The sequence below is a fragment of the Clostridium thermosuccinogenes genome, assembly GCF_002896855.1.
Classification (GTDB): Bacteria; Bacillota; Clostridia; order Acetivibrionales; family DSM-5807; genus Pseudoclostridium; species Pseudoclostridium thermosuccinogenes.
On the sequence record NZ_CP021850.1, the window covers coordinates 881215 to 901410 of the forward strand.

Genomic DNA, 20196 nt, shown 5'->3' on the forward strand with positions numbered 1-20196 from the left:
ATAAAAAATATGAGGGAGGAATCATGTGTGCTGACAAAGCTTGAAAACGAAAGGATGGAAGTATACATAAAAAACCAAGGGGCAGAGCTTACGGGGATGAAACTGAAATCCAACGGAATCCAATATCTCTGGCAGGCTGATCCCAAAGCGTGGGGAAGGCATGCACCGGTATTGTTTCCCGTAGTGGGCGGGCTAAAAAACGACAGCTACAGGTTTGAGGGTAAGACATTCAATCTTGCAAAGCACGGGTTTGCAAGGGACATGGATTTTGAGACGGTAAGCGTATCGGACAGAAGGGTCGAATATTCTCTGAAAAGCAATGAGGAGACTTTGAAAGTTTATCCTTTTGAATTCGAGCTGATCATAGCCTATACGCTAGACGGAGTTTCTCTGACAGTGGATTATAAGGTTGTCAATACCGGGGACAGGGATATGCTGTTTTCAATAGGAGCCCATCCTGCTTTTAACTGCCCTCTTGAGCCTGGAGAGACTATGGAGGATTATATCCTGGAGTTCGAGACGGAGGAAAATGCCGATACTTATGTAATTGACGGAAACCTGATAAGCGATGAAAAGCTGAGCTTTCTTAAGGACAGCAAAATCGTAAGGCTATCACCGGATATGTTCAGAAATGATGCCATAGTGCTGGAAAACTTAAAATCCAAGTGTGTCATCATGAAAAGCAGCAAGACAGGAAAATTTGTACGAGTGGACTTTGAAGGTTTTCCCTATCTGGGAATATGGTCAAAAGCTGAAGGAGCGCCTTTTTTATGTATTGAACCCTGGTACGGAATAGGCGACTTTGTAGATGCCACCGGAAATCTGGAGGAAAAGAAGGGTATCATGAAACTTGCAAAAGGCCAAATCTTCAGCTGCAGCCATAAAATAACCATAGGCTGATTCTACTTTGCCATCGCAGCATTAAAGGGTAAATCAATAGCCGGAACAGAAGGCTTGCTTCACCCGAAAGGCTGTAATTTGGCTCATAATTATTCCTGCGCCATGTACTCGCGGCTTTAGCAGATGGGTTTGAGCATCAGCAGGGAAATTGGAAAGAGCCTTAAAGCCTTTGATTTTCGCGGAATTTCCTTGCCAGGACGATAGACCTTGGGAATAGCAGCAAGCCTGTATGAATAAATATAGCATGCGGTGTTGACATCTGTGTTTTTGGCACTAATACACGTTTATTATTATAAAAAGACCAGCTAATTAAAGTCAAGAGCTTTTTTTGAAAAATAAAAGAATTTTTCAAAAAACACATGAGCTAAAAAAGGCATGACAACAAGACCACCCAGGTGAAGTAGACATAAAATAGCTGGTCCAAAATAGTAAGTTGCTCTTTGAAAACTAAACATCAAGTAACAGTACTATTAAGCTGCTGTATGCTTTGCTGCAAGATTCTTCGCATGTTCCTGAGGGCTACGTAGCTGATAAGGCTTTCTATCCCTAAGAACAGCAAAAATATAATTAACAAGCTTACGCATAACAGCTCCTAAGGCCACTTTTTTAGGCTTGTTCTGGCATTTGTTTTTGTAATATTCCATCAGTACAGGGTTGCAAGCTGTTTTGTCACGCTTAGTGCGGATATTAGCAAGAGCAATTGTGAAAAGTACCCTGCGAAGCAGCCTTGACCCCCTTTTTGACATCTTGTTTTGTGTGCCGGTAAACTCTCCGGACTGCATTACAGAGGGGTCAATGCCGAAATAAGCAACTAGCTTGCCTGGCTTTGAAAAAGCTGAAAAGTCGCCAATTTCAGCCAGAATGGTAACAGCAGAGATAAGTCCTATACCTGGAATGCTTTGTAGAAGCTCGAGAGTCAGTGCCAGCATGGGTATGTCCTTTGCCATATCTTCAGCAATCAATGAACGAATGGCTTTGAGGACTTTCTCAAGGTTTTCCTCCAAGGTTTTAATCATAGAGATATACACCCCAAGCATGGCAATATTTGAAGAGTTATTAATGCTCAAAGGTGCAAATTCTCTGGCCTTGGAGACCAAAAGCTCATACTTTGCAGTTGACCACTTAAGGCTTCTGCGGGAATTCTTTTGTATCAGTGCAATCAACTTGTTTCTGTTGGCTTTAAGAATATGCACAGGCGTAGGATATTTTTCTAATACTGCGAGAGCAGCCTTTGAAAAGATGTTAGGGAATACATCCTTGAAGTTTAGCATGAGTTGGTCAACAATACCTGTAAGCCTGTTTTTGTAGGCAGTAAGTTCGTCAGAGAGCTTGTAGTACTGTCGGCAAAGGCTTCGCAGACATTCAATATCTTCATCTGGGATATTAGTAGTTTTAAGCTCCTGAAATCTGTATAGCAGGGCAATTTTCCGGGCATCAACTTTATCATTTTTCACTTTCCTGATTCCAATATTTTTGATAGAATCAGTTTGGATGGGGTTTATGATGGAAACCTCAAATCCAGCTTTACAAAGTGAATGGAAAAGGATTTTGTGATAGTGCCCGGTGGATTCCATGACGACGAAAGGCCTAGAATCAAAGTCCTTTTCCGTTTTTTTCAGTAATTTAACGGCTCTTTCAACGTCAGAACTGGAATCATGGCGGATCTTCATGCGGGCAATTACTTCATTGGATGGAGAAAGAATTGCCATCTCACTAAAGAATTTACCTACATCGATTCCTGCCATAGGTCTGAAATTCATAAAAAATGCCTCCTTTACAAGATGAATGGACTTAAAAGTCTCCATTCCTTCCCATGTAAGCAAACAACCTTGCATGTGACACGAGGAACCAGCTTTAAGCTGGCCTCAACCAGCCAAATCATGTAGACTTACCGGAATGGATAAATACTCTTTTTTACGGGTAATCGGCCCGCTAAGGTCCGTCCCAGGAGGTGAAACACACACCTTCCAAGTCCGGAAAATATTATACATGATTGTCAAAGTTCAGGCCAACAGATGCTGGCATAATGGCTAAGATGTGAAGCCGGATGATGTGCTTGATGTTTGGAAAAGTATGAAGCTTAAAATGTTATGTTAACTATAAAAATTGATGGGTCAAACAGTGGCTTTGGTCACTGATTTAATACAATATTAATTGTACAAGGGAGTGAGAGAATGCAAAAGTACCTTTTGAACGGCATATGGAAAATGAGCGATGCTGGCGGAAAAGTGAGGGAAGGAACCATACCGGGTTCCGTATATTCCTTTCTCTTGAACAGTGGAGAGATGGAAGATCCCTATTACAGGGATAATGAGTTGAAAGCCCTGAAGCTGATGGATGATGATTACACGTTCTACAGAAGCTTTTATGCTCCACGGGAAATATTGCAATGCCCGCAGGTTCTGCTGCACTGCGATGGCCTCGATACCATATGTGAAATTTTCTTAAACGGAAGCTTTATTGGAAACGCATTCAATATGCATCGCATATGGGAATTTGATATAACATCCTTCCTGAAGGAGGGAGAGAATGAAATCCGGATCGTATTTCGTTCACCGGTGAAGTATATCAAAGAGATGCAGGCAAAGGACTACATAGGAGGAACCCTTGATGCCATGGATGGATTCCCTCATATACGCAAAGCCCACTGCATGTTTGGCTGGGACTGGGGCCCAAGATTGCCTGATGCAGGAATATGGAGGGATATTTATCTTGTAGGTGTTGATTCATCAAGGATTGAGGATGTGCATATAAGGCAGCACCATGAGGACGGCCATGTGGCGTTTACTGTGGATGTAAAGCAGTCCCGGGCAGCAGAAGTACGCATTGCTGTCATCGGTCCCGATGGGTCTGTGACCATGCTGCAAAATGGAGTTAAAACGGAGATAGAAAATCCAAAGCTATGGTGGCCGCATGGATACGGAGGGCAGCCTCTTTACACGGTAAAGGTGGAGCTTTTGGAAAACGGAATTGTGGTAGATGAGGAAACTAAGCGGATAGGACTGCGCACTCTGACTATATCCAGAAAGAAGGATCAATGGGGTGAGAGCTTTGCCCACTGTGTAAACGGAATTGAGATTTTTGCCATGGGAGCTGATTATATCCCGGAGGATAATATATTATCTAGGATAACTCCGGAGAGGACCCGCCGGTTGCTGGAGCAGTGCATTGCCGCCAATTTTAACTGCATCCGGGTATGGGGAGGCGGTTATTATCCCGATGACTTCTTCTTTGATATTTGTGACGAGCTTGGATTGATAGTCTGGCAGGATTTCATGTTCGCTTGTGCCAATTATCATCTGACTCTGGATTTCGAGAAAAATATCCGGGCGGAGTTTATCGATAATGTTCGCAGGATACGGCATCATGCGTCTTTAGGCTTATGGTGCGGAAACAATGAGATGGAAATGTTCCAGGCCATAGGCGTGTATAACGGAACGCATAAAACCCGTGCGGATTATATCCGCATGTTTGAGCACATAATTCCGGAAGTGCTGCGGGAGTATGATCCGGATACCTTCTACTGGCCTGCGTCCCCCAGCTCTGGCGGAAGCTTTGACAATCCCAACGATCCTGACCGCGGAGATGTGCATTATTGGGATGTCTGGCATGGGAACAAACCTTTTGACGAATACCGCAAATATTATTTCCGCTATGTTTCGGAGTTTGGTTTTCAGTCCTTCCCGTCCCTTAAGACGGTGGAAAGCTTTACCCTACCCGAGGACAGAAATATTTTCTCCCGGGTGATGGAAATGCATCAGAGGAATGCAGGAGCCAACGGAAAGATTATGAACTATCTGTCCCAGACCTTCCTCTATCCCAATGATTTTGACACACTGCTGTATGCTTCCCAGTTGCTCCAGGCAGAAGCCATTCGCTATGGTGTGGAACACTGGCGCCGCAACCGTGGGCGTTGTATGGGAGCCATCTACTGGCAGCTGAATGATATCTGGCCTGTGGCATCCTGGTCATCCATTGATTATTATGGCAGGTGGAAGGCGCTGCATTATTACGCAAAACGCTTTTTTGCCCCCGTCATGATATCCTGCTGCGAAGTGGGAGAGACCACCGACCGTGCGGCGGTATGCATGCAGCCATCGCCGATTGAGACTTCTGCTCATCTCTGTGTTGTCAATGAAACCATGAGCGATGTATCCGGTACCGTGCGGTGGTACCTGAGGGATTCCCGTGCCGCCATACTGGAATCCGGCGAGTTCGATATTACGGTGCCTGCCCTTTCCAGCCGGTGGTGTGAAAAGAAGGATTTTAACTGTACGGACTTCCTGAACAATTATATAAGCTTTGAATTTATTTCGAATGGAGTTTGCCTTTCCTCAGGAACAGCTCTTTTCACGGCGCCTAAGCATTACCGCTTTGTGGATCCTCACTTGACTTATGAGATTCATGACGGAAAGATAACTGTCCATGCCGATGCCTATGCAAAAAGTGTGGAGATTTCTTCCCCTGACTGTGATTTGTTGCTCAGTGACAACTATTTTGATATGAATGGGGGAAGCGTCACCGTAGATATCCTTGAGGGCAATCCTAAGACGCTGAAGCTCCGTTCCGTATATGATATAAGATAATTATCCTGAAGGCCAGGGGGGACGATATCCCCCCTGTGGCGAGTAATGCTTTTATATGGAGTTGGCTTTATTTCAGCTGACTGGAAAAATTGCTGCAAAAGGATTTAGAGGCATATAGCAGTTAATGAGCCTGTTATTAGCTGAATTCATTCCTAAGTTATATAGGCTGTATTACTGCCTAAGGAAGAGGCAAAGCTTTTATATTATCAGAAAATCAATGTTCACTAGGCATAAAAAGGTTTACAAATGTAAAAATTTAGTACATATAAAAAGTTGATAAATGCAAGAAATTGATAAACACGAGAAGTTGACAAATTCAAAAAGACAAGGAGTTGTAAGCATCATTGCAGCTCCTTGTCTCATTATTGAAAAACTATTTTACTGCTTTTGTATTTCAACAAACTGCCTTCCCTCAATAAAGCTCACTGCAGCGCCGGTAGCAGTCGCATATTCGGCATGCTCAGGAATATGGAAGTTTACATCATACAGCTGGGACAGTTGGCTGAAAATCTTCCGGCATTGGTGAACGTTTGTAAGGTTTCCCGTCAGCACGACATCCTTTATCTGGTCTATTCTCGTGGCGAATACGGCCATCATGCCTATGGTCTGGAATACGAGATTGATGATGCCATAAGCTATGTCCGCTTTTGTAGCCAGGTCGCTGATCTTCCCGAAATTGGATGCGGTGGTTTCCGGAGGCAGGCCTTTCAGCACGTCACGGGTGATATCTCCAATTGAGAGATCTACATTGGCCAGATTGCCGCCTTGGGAAGTTTCAATGATATCATCAAAATGCCGGATATTCAGCATCCTGTTGGACAAGCCGAGGAGTGTTCCTCCTCCGACACCCGTGCCTCCCATATGTTTTTCGCTTTTTCCGTCGGCTCTTATAAAGGCGGTTCCTGTGCCCATGCTAACTATTATAGCCTTTTGAAGCTTGCTGAGGTGTAAACCGCCCATTCCTGTAGCGACAAACTCATCCACCTTTCCGGTGGGAATTCCAAACAGGTTCTCCTTTAAAAATGAAGAACCGACCCCCGTTACCATGATTCTTTCAATATTGTCAAGGGATAGGCCATTGACGCTCACAAACTTGCCAAAGGCTCCGTACACCGAAGCCAGAGGGTCGTTTGCCTTCACCAGCATGGGACTGAACATGCTTCGGTCATTGAACCCTGCTATTTTTGTTGTGCTTCCGCCTATATCTATACCTACTATTATCGGCATTAATTTCACTCCCTTGCTCCTGAAGACATGGCTGCCTGAATAATGTTGATTTCGTTCAGAGTTGTTTTTACAAGGACCTTAAGAAGTGCCATAGATAGCACGTATACGAATATTGTTGGCCAAGGCAGGGCGCTCATGCTGAGCGCTACATACATGGAACACGCTGTGATAATGCACGAGCCGAGCATTCCTATAAGGATTGCTCTTAATGAAAGCTGACCTACGCCAAAGAAACTGCGTTCTTTTTCACCTGTTTTCATTTTACACCCTCCGTTCTTATTCCTCTCAAGGATATAAGTCGAATAACTAAAATAATAACAATATAATATAATGTCCGGTTTCAATAATGAATACCGGCTTTTATTGATTATATTACCACATTAATATGTAGGCAGCAAATAATAAGTTCATCAGATTCAATATGGTGCTTGGGGCAGCGAATGCCTTTATGTGCGGTATCACCCGACATGTTAGTCCATAATTTTAGGACAAAGATTGATAATATCTTACTGGGGTGGCCTGGAAAATGGTATAATATCTAATGTCAAACATTAGCATGGAGGTAGATAATTTGAGAGTAAAAAGTTTTTTGAAACTGGTTGAGATTCAGACAAAACTGGCCAGCGTGATACCGTTTCTATTGGGTACGGTTTATGCTTTATACCGTTTTCATAAGTTCAATGCCTTGAATTTTATTTTGATGATGATTTCACTTTTGTGTTTTGATATGTTTACAACAGCTTTGAACAACTTTTTGGATTTTAAGAAAGCCAGAAAAAAACATGGCTACAACTATGAGAGGCACAATGCCATAGTGAGAGACGGACTTACCGAATCTTCAGTATTGAGCGTCATGGTGGCATTGTTTTCATTAGCTGTGCTGTTTGGGATACTGCTTTTCATAAGGACGGATATACTGGTGCTTTTAATAGGAGTTGTTTCTTTCCTGGCAGGCATAAGCTATTCCTACGGTCCCATACCAATATCCAGGACTCCCTTCGGCGAGGTTTTATCGGGTCTTTTTATGGGCTTTATCATCACATTTTTGTCAATTTACATCCACATATACGATAGTGGTATTGTTCAAATAGCCCTCGACAATCGCATGCTTTCCATCAATATCGACTGGTATGAGATTATGGCAATCTTCCTGCTGTCTGTCCCCACGATGTTCGGAATAGCCAACATAATGCTGGCCAATAATATCTGTGATATTGAGGACGATATAGAGAACAGGCGCTATACACTCCCTGTGCATATAGGCAGGGAAAAGGCATTGATGGTTTATAGCTATCTGTATTATGCCATATATATTGACATATTGCTTATGGTATTCTGCAAGCTGACTCCTGTGGCCTCGCTTCTGGTTTTGCTTACCTTTGTGCCGGTCAGAAAGAACATTAAGGAGTTTTTCAAGCTGCAGACTAAAAAAGATACTTTTGGGCTGACCGTCAATAATTTCGTGCTCATCTGTGCATCAATGACAGTGGTAGTAGGTGTGTTTGCGGCCATTGGGTCTATTGCCTGGAGATAGGCTGCTGCAACCGTCAAATTCCTGTTTGCTCCAGCAGTGCAGCAAAATTTCGGCACATTTACTTCTATCACCAGGAGCAGAGATAGGACAGGCTATGATGGCGGTGTCGTTCGATGTAAAGTGAAGTGCTTCGCAAAATTCCTGTGAAAGGCTGCCTTGCCCCAATGCGGCATGACACGATTAAATTTAGGAGCATCAAGCAAATTTCACCGTTATGATTTCAGCATAAATACATAATATAAGTATAAGATAGTGTAAAGCGACGCATTAAAAAATGGTATGGCACAATTGATGAGAAAAAGATGGTGCAAAGCAACGCATGAAAAACGTGGTATTACAGTATTGATGAAAAAATGATGATGCAAAACAGCGCATGAAAATTGCAATGCGGCAGTATTAATGAGAAAATATAGCATAAAGTAGCACATAAAAGCGTGAATGAGGTACTATTAATGAGAAATGATGGTGTAAGCAGCCCATGAAAAGCGTGGTATGGTGCAATTAGTGAGAGAAGCGACGGTTCAAAGCAACTCATGAAAAACGTGGTATTACAGTATTGATGAAAAAAATGATGATATAGGACAGCGCATGAAAAATGTGGTGCGGAAATTTTAATGAGAAAATGACAATATAAAGCAGCATATTAAAAATGCGGCTTGGCATTATCGAAAAAAATCAAGGAGGTAAATTTATGGGTTTTTTAGATGGTTTAATGGGCAATGCTTCCGAAATCAGTGTCGGCGCTGCTGAAGAGGAGTTTTCCAATCTGCTGGCGGAGGGGGAGCATATAGAAAAAGCATATCAGCTTATCAGAGATATGTTTTTATTTACCAATAAGAGACTGATTTTGGTGGACAAACAAGGAGTAACCGGTAGAAAGGTGGAATACCATTCCATACCTTACAATAAGATCACCCACTTCAGCATAGAAACAGCAGGACATTTCGATCTGGATGCGGAACTTAAAATATGGATTTCCGGCACTCAAATGCCGATTCAGAAGCAGTTTAACAGAAACCTGAACATCTATGAGCTGCAGAAGGTGCTGGCAGCACACATACTGAAGTAAATAGGGCTTTTGGATTACTTATGTGATTTTTGTTTAATGCCGGGAGATGAAAGCCTATTTGACTTGTTTCAATAGTAAACGGGCTGTATATCCCTATAAAGCCGGTTTCTTTTCGGCTGCCGCAATTTTTGATGCGGCGTGTTTAACCATTTTTGTTGGTTTATAGAGGATAGCAGCCCTTTTTCTATCCCAGGAATTCAGGCTTTTCAACATAGTCCGAGCGGAAGGCTTTCTGTAAAATTGTAAAATCAATCCCTTTATTGCCATGGCTGAATTGGCATGGAAATCTGGCACCGCAGGTGTCGCACTCCACATATTGCCTGGCTTCCTTTTGCTCCCGGTTGTCAAATAAAAACGGCAGGAACTCTTCTCTGTTTCTGAGCCCCGGCGCATCGGAATCTATGACGTAGGAATATACATAGGTGGCTTCGTATTTGGCTTTGAAGCTTTTTCCCTTGCAGACAGGGCAGATTATATGTTCCGATAAATCCATTTTATTTTACCTCCCTCTGTTCTTTGGTGTGCAAATCATCTGCTATCTATAGTGTTTTCTTTTTGAATTTAGTATAATATTAGTAATGTTTGGCAATCACGAAGGTCTGGCAGTTCTTTTTATCCGTACGGTTTGTAGCTGATGACCGGACAAAAGGTTTTATGGAGGGTTAATCTGTGAAAATATCAATTAAAGCATCATCCCGGGATGGGATAACAGATTCTGAAATAAAAAGCGCCCTGGAGCAAACTCTGAAAGACAGAGGGGAATTGAAAAGGGTTCTGCTCATACCTCCCGACTATACAAGGCTGAATTCCTATGCGGGAGTGATAACCGGCATTTATTATGATATGCTCAGTGAAAAGTGCAGGGTGGATATAATGCCGGCTTTAGGCACTCATATGCCTATGTCGGACGATGAGAGGATTGAAATGTTTGGCAGCCGGATACCGAAAGAGTGCTTTATAAACCATAACTGGCGTACGGATGTGGTGAAGATCGGAGAGGTACCGGCCAGCTTTGTCGAGGATGTATCCGATGGCCTTATGAATGAGCCGATAGATGTGGAGGTAAACAGGATTTTGCTGGACAAATCCTATGACTTGATAATCTCCATAGGGCAGGTGGTGCCCCATGAGGTGGTAGGCATGGCCAACTACAGCAAAAACATATTTGTGGGCTGCGGAGGCAGAAGCATGATAAACCAGACCCACATGCTGGGAGCTTTTTATGGCCTGGAGAGAATAATGGGAAGGGATTTTTCCCCTGTGCGCAAAGTATTCGACTATGCTGAGGAAAACTTCATCAGGGATATACCCTTGATATATGTGCTCACGGTCACCAGCCAGCACAACGGAAAAACGGTGGTCGACGGTCTTTTTGCAGGTAGGGAAAGGTCGTTGTTTGAAGAGGCTGTCAGGTTAAGCCAGGAAAAGAACCTTAATTTCGTTGAGGAGCCGTTAAAGAAAGTCGTGGTTTACCTTGACGAAAAGGAGTTCAAATCCACCTGGTTGGGAAACAAGGCTGTTTACAGGACAAGGCTTGCTATAGAGGACGGAGGAGAGCTTTTGGTTTTAGCCCCCGGGGTCAGGAAGTTCGGAGAAGACGACGGAAATGATTTGCTGATAAGAAAATATGGTTATGTCGGGCGGGAGAAGATACTGGAATTATTTGGAAAGAATCGGGATTTGAGGGATAATCAATCTGTTGCCGCCCACCTGATACATGGGTCTTCCGACGGAAGGTTCACTATAACCTATGCGGTGGATAAGCTTACCAAGGAGGAAGTTGAAGGGGTCAATTACAATTATGCTCCCATCTCTTCCGTTTATAAGAAATATGATCCGTCGAAGCTGAGAGAAGGATTCAATGTGTTGGATGACGGAGAGAAAATCTATTATATAGCCAATCCTGCCCTGGGACTTTGGGCGGACAGAAAGCGGTTCCAAATGTAAATAAAAGTGAAAATGTAAATAAAAATGAAAAAACGGCCTCCGCAGAGGTTTCAACTTTGCGGAAGCCGTTTTTTTAAGTTTTATATAATTTCCAAGTAGTCCCTGTCCGGAAGCTCGGGCAGCTTTACCGAAGGCAGAGTCTGATACCAATAAGCGACAGAGGAAATATCATCCTGGAGGGGCAGGTATCTTCCGCCGCTGCGCCATCCGAGAGCTTGTATGGTGACCTTCAAATCCTTTTCAAATCTTATCGGATCGGTGATATGCCACCTGTACATGCCAAACCGCATCTGGGACTTGTAAACACCATCCGGTTTTATCACCTGATGCAAGCCGGAATACGGAGTGCTGAAAGTTTGATATTGATGGGTTTCCTGGTTCTCAAAATTATATGACCCGCAGAAATAGTCTTCCGTACCAGTGCCGCAAATGGTGGGAAAGTCTTTGTCCCCATCTATATAGAATTTTATTTCGCCTTCTCCCCACCATCCGGTGTTGTTTACGCCCCAGGCCAGATAGGTTCCGACATATTGACCCTGGCCCTGGACGTTATCCAGGATGGTATATACTTCCTTATAGGGCAGAGGATTGACTCTTCTGAAACTAGCGTGAAAATATGCGCAGTCATCGGGGACATCGGTCAGAGTGTAATTTATCTGGTAGTAAAGGACCATGTCTTCATCCGCAATATTTGTCATTGTGATAATGCATTTCTTTCTGAAAGGCATTTCCCAATAACAGTTGAAAGCGCTTCCCGGATTGACGCATACGGCAAGGGAGGAAAGCTGTGCGTATTTTCCCCAACCGCAGGCAAAAAAGTCACCTACGGGACACTCTACCGAAGGATGCTCCTGTCCGTCCCAGTATATCCTTAAGATACTGAACCTCCAATTGCCGGTAGGGGTCATCCATATTTGCTGGATTGCTCCCGGGCCGTCAATATCAGCCAGCGTGAATGTCTCACCGGCCTTTATTACTACCGAAGGGGAAATTTTCCACCCCTGGCCCAAGTCCCTGGCACAGCGGGCGCCTGTTCCTTCTGTAGCCATACCACCTTTGCCTTTTTCCCCGGTAAAGTTCTCCGGGCTGATGGAGCGAGTTTTGGCTGAAGACAGGCGGGAGAGATTCCCAAGATTCATTCCTAAACCATTAAATGCTGACATATGAAAAACCTCCTGAGTTTATTATGATGGTATGCTTTTATTATCATATAGCTTTCGTAAGTAGCTTCTGCTTCATACCATACCGATGAACCTCATGATTTTGAACCATGAAAATTCTTATACCTGACTATCATGCATATTACAAGTTTAATTTATCCGCGGGAGCATGTCTTTATCATATATTTACATTTATTTAACATTTATTGCTCTTTTATAACAGCCCATATAAAATGTAAATGGAGAGGGCAAAACAGATTGGGTAAAGAGGTGCTTGCAAATATGGATATAAATTATCTGTCGCCTTATATTCGGGTAGCGATGGACAGCAGGATAGAGCCTCCATGGCATCTGCAGGAAAGAGTCATTTTTGACTATGAATTGCTTTATGTCAAAGAGGGCAGGATACTGGTTACAGTCGAGGATCGCGAGTATTTCGGGAATCCGGGGGATATATTCCTTTTCAAGCCAAAGCAAAGGCATTCCATACGTGTACTTGGCGAAAATTGCTTTAGACAGCCCCATATCCATTTTGACCTCTTTTATCAGCAGGATAGCCCGGAAGTGAAGGTTTCCTTTAAGCCTCTGGAAAGCATGACAGATCATGAAATGAGATGGTTTCGTGAGGATGTTACCAAAAATCCCGCCATGCAGCTGCCAAATAAAATCTGCTTGCGCAATACAAGATATTTCGAGGATATGCTTTTTGATATCATCAATGAATTTACGATGAAAATGCCCTTCTATGAAATTAACATTAAAGGGCTTTTTACAAAACTATGGACATATCTGATGCGGGAAAACTACATGGAAAACAACCCGGCGGTTCTGGGAAATATCGATGAGCTCATACGCATCAAGGATTACTTGGCCAGCAATATTGACAGGGAAATCACCCTGGATATGCTGACGAAGGAGTTCAAAATCAGTAAGTTTCATCTGGTCAGACTGTTTAAAAAGGCTTTCGGAATTACACCAATGCATTATAACCGGCTGGCCAGGATCAATAAGGCAAAGGAAATGATACAGTTCACCAGCAAAAGCTTTACGGAAATCTCGGAAATGCTGGGGTTTAACAGTGTTAACGCTTTCAGCCGGAATTTCAGGAATGTGGAAGGGGTTCCTCCGTCCTTTTACAGGAGAAAAGGCTGATGCCAAAGAGTTGTTGCTAACGTCTGAATAGAAACCGGTAAAGAGAAGCCGGCAGGAAAAGCACAGTAAATATTTAATAAATTATTAATAATTAGTGCATTGTAAATTAATATTATTTATATTAGAATTAAAATTGTTAATGGCAAAATTAACTATTACATGTTTTTTGTGTGTGGAGTTTTATCGCAGGATGATTTCGAAAGGAGATTCTATAATGGAGTTAATTCCCCGCAATGCGTCTGATTTGACACCAAAATCGGAGGTTTCCGGCGAAAAACGAGCTTCCTCTTTAAAAATCAGTGAGATTTATCTTGACGGAAAAGTAAAAAAGGCAGAACTCATAGATGAAGATGAAAAAAGCTATGGAATATTCATGCATTCTTTGATTTTAAGCAATTATGCGGAAGTTATCAAAGTCAGCAACGGTGAAGCAAATATAATCGGTGACGATATCGAGAAGGCAGTATTTTCGTATACATCATCAAAAGGCTTCAACAAGAGTCTTATAGACAGCATTGCCCCAAAAGTCGCCGACATTTCCCTGTCCGAAGATGACAGCCTTAAAGCTTCAGCCCATGCAATAAACGAAAAGGTCAGAATAGTTTCCAAAGGAAGACCTGATGAGATTTTGGCTAGATGTTCATATATTCTTAGGGATTCCAGATTTGTGAAGGTTACAAGGAGAATTTGCCGTGAGGTGAATTATATGCTTCTGGGTATGCTGAGCAGATGCCAGGAAGTGTATGCCCTTGCTATAAAGGACATTTCAGAGCTTTCTGAGATGTTGGCTCCGGATGCATATGTAAAGGATATGGCCCTCGTTGCGTTGATCGGCATGGGATATGCCTGATCAATCCGATAAAAGATGAATTGCAACAGGTATGCTTCCTGCCGGATTTATTTTGAATCTGGGCAGAGTGTTTCCCGTATGGAATAAAAGAGTTGAAAAGATTGGTCCCGGATAGTATCATTAGTATGTAAACAATATATAGGCAAACAGGAAATATAAAAGTTTTACAGATCTATTTAAAGCTAAGAAGCCAAACTTATTCCGGCATGAAAGCGGTTTTATGCCGGAGAAAGAGAGCGGCTTCCGATGGGATAAGCTAATACGCCGGAATCAATATTGTAAAGGGGAGTCTTATGAATACCTTGAAAATGGGAAAACAGAAGCATATCGCGCTGATAGCGCATGACAACAGGAAACAGGACCTTATTAAATGGGTGGAGAAAAACAGCAGTATTTTGAGCAGGCATTTTCTTTGCGGAACAGGTACTACCGCAAAGCTGATTTCTGAGCAAACCGGACTACCTGTAACAGCCTATAAAAGCGGACCTTTGGGCGGTGATCAGCAAATAGGCGCGAGGATAAGCGATGGGAAAATCGACTTTATGATATTTTTCTGGGACCCTCTGACCTCACAGCCTCATGACCCGGATGTAAAAGCACTTTTAAGAATTGCCGTATTATATGATATACCAGTCGCTATGAACCAGTCCACGGCTGACTTTTTGCTTTCTTCCAGACTCATGGAGGAGGAGTATGACAGAAATGTGCTGGACTATTACAGCAGGATAAGAAAGGATAATTTTTAGATAGCTTATCACTTTCCGGAAATTTTGATATTGAAAAAGTATAAGTCAATTTTGAAAAGCTCAAGGGGAGTTTCCTCTTGAGCTTTTTTATGCGCAGCTTGCTTTATACCCAATTTTGCAGCTATCCAGGCATAGGAAGCAAAAAAGCAAATAAGGAATAGCAGAAGAGCAAATTATGATAAATACAATAAAAGGGTTTGTGCTATATTAAACATATGTAGCATGAGGAATTATTTAGCAGGGAGGAAGAAAGATGAAGCTATCGGTAAGCGCATGGTGTCTTGAAAAATTGCTGTTTGGCAATAAAATGGATATACCGGATTTTATCAGGCTATGCGATCAAAATGGTGTGGAATATGTTGAACTTCTGGATTGCTTTTTAAAAAAAGATGAGGATATCCAAAAGGCGAAGGAGCTTTTAGGTGAGCTGGGCATGAAGGTATCAGCCTATTCCATAGGCAACGATTTTGTTCAGCCGGATGAAGAAGCGAGAAGGAAAGAAATAGAGGCAGTGAAAAAAGGTGTGGATGTCGCATGCAGTCTCAACACAAAGCTTCTCAGGGTTTTCAGCGGCAGCCCCAAGGAAGGCATAGCCTTTGAAGACGCCAGTGGATGGATCATCGACAGCTTAAAAGAATGCGCCCGTTATGCGGAAGAAAAGGGGATTACCATGGTGTTGGAAAACCATGGGCTGTTTGCCGGCAAAGGCAGCCAGGTAAAGGAGATAATCGTAAAAGTTGGTTCTGAAAATCTTAAAGCGAACACCGACCTTGGAAATTTCCTGCTTGTCAACGAGGACCCCTTTATGGCTGTCCGGGAATTGAAAGATTATGTAGGCTTTGTACATTTTAAGGATTTCAAGGAAGTTGGAGAAAATGAGCCTGGCTATAAGGGAATAGACGGAAGAAAATATCAGGGAACCATTATTGGTCAAGGCCAGGTGCCTATGAAAGAAGTTGTGGATTTCCTCCATGAAAACGGGTATGATGGATTTTTATCCATCGAGTATGAGGGAATAGGCGATCCTGTGACGGAGACCATAGAGAGCATAAAGTACACGAAATCTATTATAAAATAGCAGCATATGAAGGGGTCAACATAGTACCCTGTTAGGGAAGGTTCCGGAAATTTTGCAGGTCCGGAGCCTTTCTAAGTTTGCCTGAAGGTCGTATATATAAGGTTGGAATTTGGTCGATGGAAGCGTAAAGGATAGTGGCAATAGGCTTTCAAAGCTTTTGACACAGCCTTTGACGTTGCAGGGAGGATATTGTGAAAAAATTTGCATGCTTTGACGTGGGTGGAACATTTATTAAATACGGCGTTGTGAATGAAGCCGGGGAATTGCTTTGCGACTCCAAATTTCCCACACCGGAAGATGATTGCGGAGAGCTTATTCCAAAGCTTATCGCAGAGAAAACCGGTGAATTGAAGGCAGGCTATGCCCTTTCAGGCGTAGGGATAAGCACAGCCGGACAGGTGGATCATGACAAGGGGGTAATAATTTTTGCCACCGATAACCTTCCCAAGTATACGGGAACCAAACTGGCAGAGCTCGTAAGGAATATGACGGGTCTTGAGTGCCGTGTGGAAAACGATGTCAATGCCGCAGCCTTGGGTGAAATGTGGAAGGGAGCTGCAAAGGGCGTAAAAACCTTTGTGTGCATGACCCTGGGTACAGGCATAGGAGGTGCGATTATAATCGACGGCAAGCTGCTTAGGGGTGTTGGTGGGAGTGCAGGTGAACTGGGGCACATGATAACCAATTTTGAGGGAGAACCCTGCACCTGCGGTATGAAGGGATGCTTCGAAAGATATTCTTCCACTTTGGCTCTGGTAAGGAGCTATGTCAGCAGGAAAAGAGCAGCGGGAGAGGACATCTCCGGCATCAGCGGCGAGGAAGTAATGGAAAGGGTGCGTGCCGGCGAATATATTGCCAATGAAGTATACGACCGATTCCTCGATCAGGTGGTCGCAGGTATTGCAAGCCTGACCCATATCCTTGACCCGGGGCTGTTTATTATCGGTGGAGGATTATCCAATGAAGGTAAGCCTTTCTTCGATGAAATAAACAGAAGGCTTCAAAACGCAATAATGCCAAGTTTTGCAAAGCATACCAGGGTGGTGCAGGCAGAGCTTAAAAACAAGGCTGGTTTGCTGGGCGCCTGTTATAGTATAATGAATGGAATATAGATGGATTTAGCAGCAGGATTATTTATTTAATTAAAATTTTAATATAATTATAAAGCAGCTGTTTACTATAAATTTGAGCCTGTTATCGATTTTATCTCATGAATTCGAAGCCATGCATAAAAAAATGTTAGCACAATGGGTATAACTTGGAAACTGAATAATGAAATAGGAGAGATTTGAATGGTGTCTTCATTTGAAGCAAAAAAGCTGCTGGACAGCATAAAGGGGAAACTGATAGTTTCATGCCAGGCGCTGGAAAATGAACCTCTTTTCGGTTCGGACACAATGGCCAAGATGGCTGATGCAGCCTGTCGTGGCGGTGCTGCAGGCATACGGGCCAATACCGTTGCGGACATTTTAGCGATAAAAGAAAAGGTTAATTTGCCGGTGATAGGCATAATCAAACGGGAGTATAAGGGCAGCGAGTGCTATATAACCCCTACCATGAAAGAAGTGGATGAGCTTTTTGAGATGGCAAGACCTGAAGTGATAGCAGTTGATGCCACCTGCCGCAAACACCCCGACGGAGAGGACGGAGTGGAGTTCATCAAAAAAATAAAGAGCAAATATCCAAACCAACTGCTGATGGCGGATGTTTCCACCCTGGATGAAGGAATCAGGGCTTGGAAAGCGGGAGCGGATCTGGTTTCCACTACGCTCTCGGGATATACATCCTACAGTCCGGCCATTGATGGACCCGATTTTGAGCTTATGAGGGAGTTAAGCAGCAGGGTTGACATTCCGGTCATAGGCGAGGGTAGGATTTGGAGTCCCGAGGATGCCGTGAAAGCATTTGAACAAGGAGTCCATGCGATTGTGGTAGGAGGCGCGATAACACGGCCAATGGAAATAACTAAGCGCTTTGTAAAAGGTATAAGAGGTAGAAAGCAATTTTAAGATGTAAGAGGTGGAAAGTATTTTTTGATGAAATATGAAAAGAAATACTGCACCTGGATATAAGGTGCTGCTTTGAAATTCACTATATTCCCTGGGGGAAGGCATTGCACATCCGATTCCGTAAATTCATGCTTGAACGAGGCGCAGCCTTGCGATACACTGGAAGTTATAGAAAGCTATTACATACCTGATTAAGAAAGCAATTGGCTGCAGATTGCAAGGTGTCAGGAGGAAAAGGTCATGGGCAATGGGCAAAGGCTCTCATTGCAGTTGCAGGCTACACCCATGGCTGGGAGAAATGCGCTCTCCAATATATTAATTGCAATGGTGAAGGATTATGACGGAACATAGAAAAATTATTGATGTGCATGCCCATGTGTTTCCTGATAAGATAGCCGATAAGGCGGTGGGCTCGATAGGTGAATATTACGGCGTACCTATGCACGGCAAAGGTACGGCATCCGACCTGATGGAAAGCGGAAGCAGGATCAATGTTTCATATTATGTCGTGCACTCTACCGCCACCAAGGTGGAGCAGGTGAAAACCATAAACGATTTTATTGCTGAACAACAAAGAAAAAACAGTTGTTTTATCGGGTTTGGGACATTGCATCCGGATATGGAGGATGTGGATGAAGAAGTTGACAGGATTATATCCCTTGGATTAAAAGGCATAAAATTGCACCCTGATTTTCAGGATTTCTGCATTGACGATGAAAGAATGATGGGTATATACGAGGCTGTTGAGAAAAGGCTGCCGGTACTCTTGCATATGGGGGACGAGAATAAGACTTCTTCCAGCCCGAAACGCCTGGAAAAGGTGCTGGACAGGTTTCCCAAACTGGTGGTGGTAGCTGCGCATTTGGGCGGATACCGCATGTGGAAGGAGTCTATGGATTGTCTGGTGGGCAGAAATGTCTTTTTCGACACATCCAGTTCCTTGTTCTGGCTCGATAGTTCTACGGCAGTTTCCATGATCAGAAAGCATGGTGTAAACAAGGTTCTTTTTGGTTCCGATTACCCCATGTGGAGCCATGAAGAGGAGTTGGAGAGGTTCTTAAATCTCGGTCTTACCAAAGAGGAGAGGGAATTCATATTGTGGAGGAACGCGGCAAGATTGCTGAATCTTGGATGAGTAAAGCGAAAGAAGGCTATTACAAATAGTTTTACATCCACCGGTTTTTTTGATATAATATATACTATCAAAAATTAATAGGCGAAATGTTTATCTTCATTTGTAATAATTGCCTGAAGGAATGGATCGGAAGGTTTTAGCACGGAGCTGGTCCAAACCGGCAATAGGGAATATGTTATAGGGGGGATAGAAATGAGGTTGTTAAAATTTCTTAAATCAAAAACATTTACTGCTAATGCAGTGATTTTTTTTATATTTTCGGCACTCATTTCATTCCTGGCTGGCAGAATGCCGGAAAGCACCTATTTTTACAAAAGGTGGCTTTATAAGGAAAGGAGCTGGGAAGAAGGAGGAAGACTGTATGACAGGCTATTTGGCGTAAGACGCTGGAAGGCTAAGCTTCCTGAAATGAGCGACTTTCTTAAGTTTACTTTTGCCAAGAAGCATTTAAAGAGCACGGATGATAATTATCTGGCACGGTTTGTGATGGAGTCCTGCAGATCTGAATGGACTCATTGGAGCATCATATTTTCATCCTTGTTGTTTTTGCTTTGGAATGAATTTATACCGGCATTTAAGATTATCTTGATGGCAATAACCCTAAATTTGCCATATATAATTATTCAAAGGTATAACAGGCCGAGAATAGTACGCTTATTAGAAAAAAGAGGCTATGAGGAGGTTCCATGTGTTCAGAAGCCCTATCCGGGATGAGAACGCGGCTCTGGTATAAAAGTGTATCTCTGGTATAAAAATGCATATATAAAACTTTGAACGCAAAGCAGGAGTCATGAAGTAAACAC

At 43.1% G+C, this 20196-nt stretch carries 19 protein-coding genes; 13 read left to right on the top strand and 6 right to left on the bottom strand.

The features are described from left to right. Positions 1-27: 27 nt before the first annotated feature. A complete protein-coding gene (locus tag CDO33_RS03925; protein WP_161496576.1) occupies positions 28-900 on the top strand; it encodes an aldose 1-epimerase family protein in 873 nt (290 codons plus the stop codon). Positions 901-1205: 305 nt separating this feature from the next. Here the strand turns inward: CDO33_RS03925 and CDO33_RS20745 are convergent, their stop codons facing one another. Both CDO33_RS20745 and CDO33_RS03930 read right to left on the bottom strand, forming a co-directional pair. Beyond that, on the bottom strand, positions 1206-1355 hold the full coding sequence (locus tag CDO33_RS20745) for a hypothetical protein (RefSeq protein ID WP_161496677.1): 150 nt from the start codon (positions 1353-1355) through the stop codon (positions 1206-1208). Between the two features lie 15 nt (positions 1356-1370). Next, the gene (locus CDO33_RS03930; RefSeq protein ID WP_027621409.1) at positions 1371-2660 is read right to left on the bottom strand and encodes an IS110 family RNA-guided transposase; all 1290 of its coding nucleotides are present in this window, start codon (positions 2658-2660) and stop codon (positions 1371-1373) included. 414 nt (positions 2661-3074) lie between these two features. On the opposite strand from CDO33_RS03930, the gene CDO33_RS03935 reads away from it, so the two are divergent. Then, complete coding sequence (locus CDO33_RS03935; protein WP_103080003.1) at positions 3075-5486, top strand: beta-mannosidase; 2412 nt, start codon at positions 3075-3077, stop codon at positions 5484-5486. Between the two features lie 378 nt (positions 5487-5864). Here CDO33_RS03935 and coaW read toward each other — a convergent pair whose 3' ends face one another. Both coaW and CDO33_RS03945 read right to left on the bottom strand, forming a co-directional pair. Next, complete coding sequence (gene coaW, locus CDO33_RS03940; protein ID WP_103080002.1) at positions 5865-6713, bottom strand: type II pantothenate kinase; 849 nt, start codon at positions 6711-6713, stop codon at positions 5865-5867. Between the two features lie 5 nt (positions 6714-6718). After that, on the bottom strand, positions 6719-6973 hold the full coding sequence (locus CDO33_RS03945) for a hypothetical protein (protein ID WP_242973810.1): 255 nt from the start codon (positions 6971-6973) through the stop codon (positions 6719-6721). 311 nt (positions 6974-7284) lie between these two features. Between CDO33_RS03945 and CDO33_RS03950 the strand changes: the two genes are divergently transcribed. After that, positions 7285-8247 (top strand): 1,4-dihydroxy-2-naphthoate polyprenyltransferase, encoded by a 963-nt coding sequence (locus tag CDO33_RS03950; RefSeq protein WP_103080001.1) that lies wholly within the window; start codon positions 7285-7287, stop codon positions 8245-8247. 691 nt (positions 8248-8938) lie between these two features. After that, positions 8939-9316: a PH domain-containing protein gene (locus CDO33_RS03955; protein ID WP_103080000.1), complete on the top strand. Its 378-nt coding sequence runs from the start codon at positions 8939-8941 to the stop codon at positions 9314-9316. A 184-nt stretch (positions 9317-9500) separates the two neighbouring features. On the opposite strand, the gene CDO33_RS03960 is transcribed toward CDO33_RS03955, so the two are convergent. Further along, complete coding sequence (locus tag CDO33_RS03960) at positions 9501-9809, bottom strand: hypothetical protein (protein ID WP_103079999.1); 309 nt, start codon at positions 9807-9809, stop codon at positions 9501-9503. Positions 9810-9985: 176 nt separating this feature from the next. Between CDO33_RS03960 and CDO33_RS03965 the strand changes: the two genes are divergently transcribed. After that, positions 9986-11263, top strand: a complete 1278-nt coding sequence (locus CDO33_RS03965) for a nickel-dependent putative hexonate epimerase (protein WP_202849465.1) — start codon at positions 9986-9988, stop codon at positions 11261-11263. 80 nt (positions 11264-11343) lie between these two features. Here the strand turns inward: CDO33_RS03965 and CDO33_RS03970 are convergent, their stop codons facing one another. Continuing rightward, the gene (locus tag CDO33_RS03970; protein ID WP_103079998.1) at positions 11344-12426 is read right to left on the bottom strand and encodes a glycoside hydrolase family 172 protein; all 1083 of its coding nucleotides are present in this window, start codon (positions 12424-12426) and stop codon (positions 11344-11346) included. A gap of 255 nt (positions 12427-12681) precedes the next feature. On the opposite strand from CDO33_RS03970, the gene CDO33_RS03975 reads away from it, so the two are divergent. The 8 genes from CDO33_RS03975 to CDO33_RS04010 all read left to right on the top strand — a co-directional run bounded on the left by CDO33_RS03975 (position 12682) and on the right by CDO33_RS04010 (position 20107). Next, positions 12682-13575, top strand: coding sequence for an AraC family transcriptional regulator (locus CDO33_RS03975; RefSeq protein WP_202972411.1), 894 nt, complete (start codon positions 12682-12684; stop codon positions 13573-13575). A 214-nt stretch (positions 13576-13789) separates the two neighbouring features. Next, on the top strand, positions 13790-14425 hold the full coding sequence (locus CDO33_RS03980; protein ID WP_103079997.1) for a hypothetical protein: 636 nt from the start codon (positions 13790-13792) through the stop codon (positions 14423-14425). Positions 14426-14718: 293 nt separating this feature from the next. Continuing rightward, complete coding sequence (locus CDO33_RS03985; protein ID WP_103079996.1) at positions 14719-15171, top strand: methylglyoxal synthase; 453 nt, start codon at positions 14719-14721, stop codon at positions 15169-15171. 253 nt (positions 15172-15424) lie between these two features. Continuing rightward, entirely contained in the window at positions 15425-16249 is an 825-nt protein-coding gene (locus CDO33_RS03990; protein ID WP_103079995.1) for a sugar phosphate isomerase/epimerase family protein, read from the top strand. 191 nt (positions 16250-16440) lie between these two features. Beyond that, positions 16441-17361 carry an ROK family protein gene (locus CDO33_RS03995; protein ID WP_161496421.1) on the top strand — a complete coding sequence of 307 codons (921 nt, stop codon included), beginning with the start codon at positions 16441-16443 and terminating at the stop codon, positions 17359-17361. Positions 17362-17541: 180 nt separating this feature from the next. After that, positions 17542-18258: an N-acetylmannosamine-6-phosphate 2-epimerase gene (locus tag CDO33_RS04000; RefSeq protein WP_103079993.1), complete on the top strand. Its 717-nt coding sequence runs from the start codon at positions 17542-17544 to the stop codon at positions 18256-18258. Positions 18259-18595: 337 nt separating this feature from the next. Next, entirely contained in the window at positions 18596-19393 is a 798-nt protein-coding gene (locus CDO33_RS04005; RefSeq protein ID WP_103079992.1) for an amidohydrolase family protein, read from the top strand. 192 nt (positions 19394-19585) lie between these two features. Next, the gene (locus CDO33_RS04010) at positions 19586-20107 is read left to right on the top strand and encodes a glycosyl-4,4'-diaponeurosporenoate acyltransferase CrtO family protein (protein WP_103079991.1); all 522 of its coding nucleotides are present in this window, start codon (positions 19586-19588) and stop codon (positions 20105-20107) included. Positions 20108-20196 lie beyond the last annotated feature (89 nt).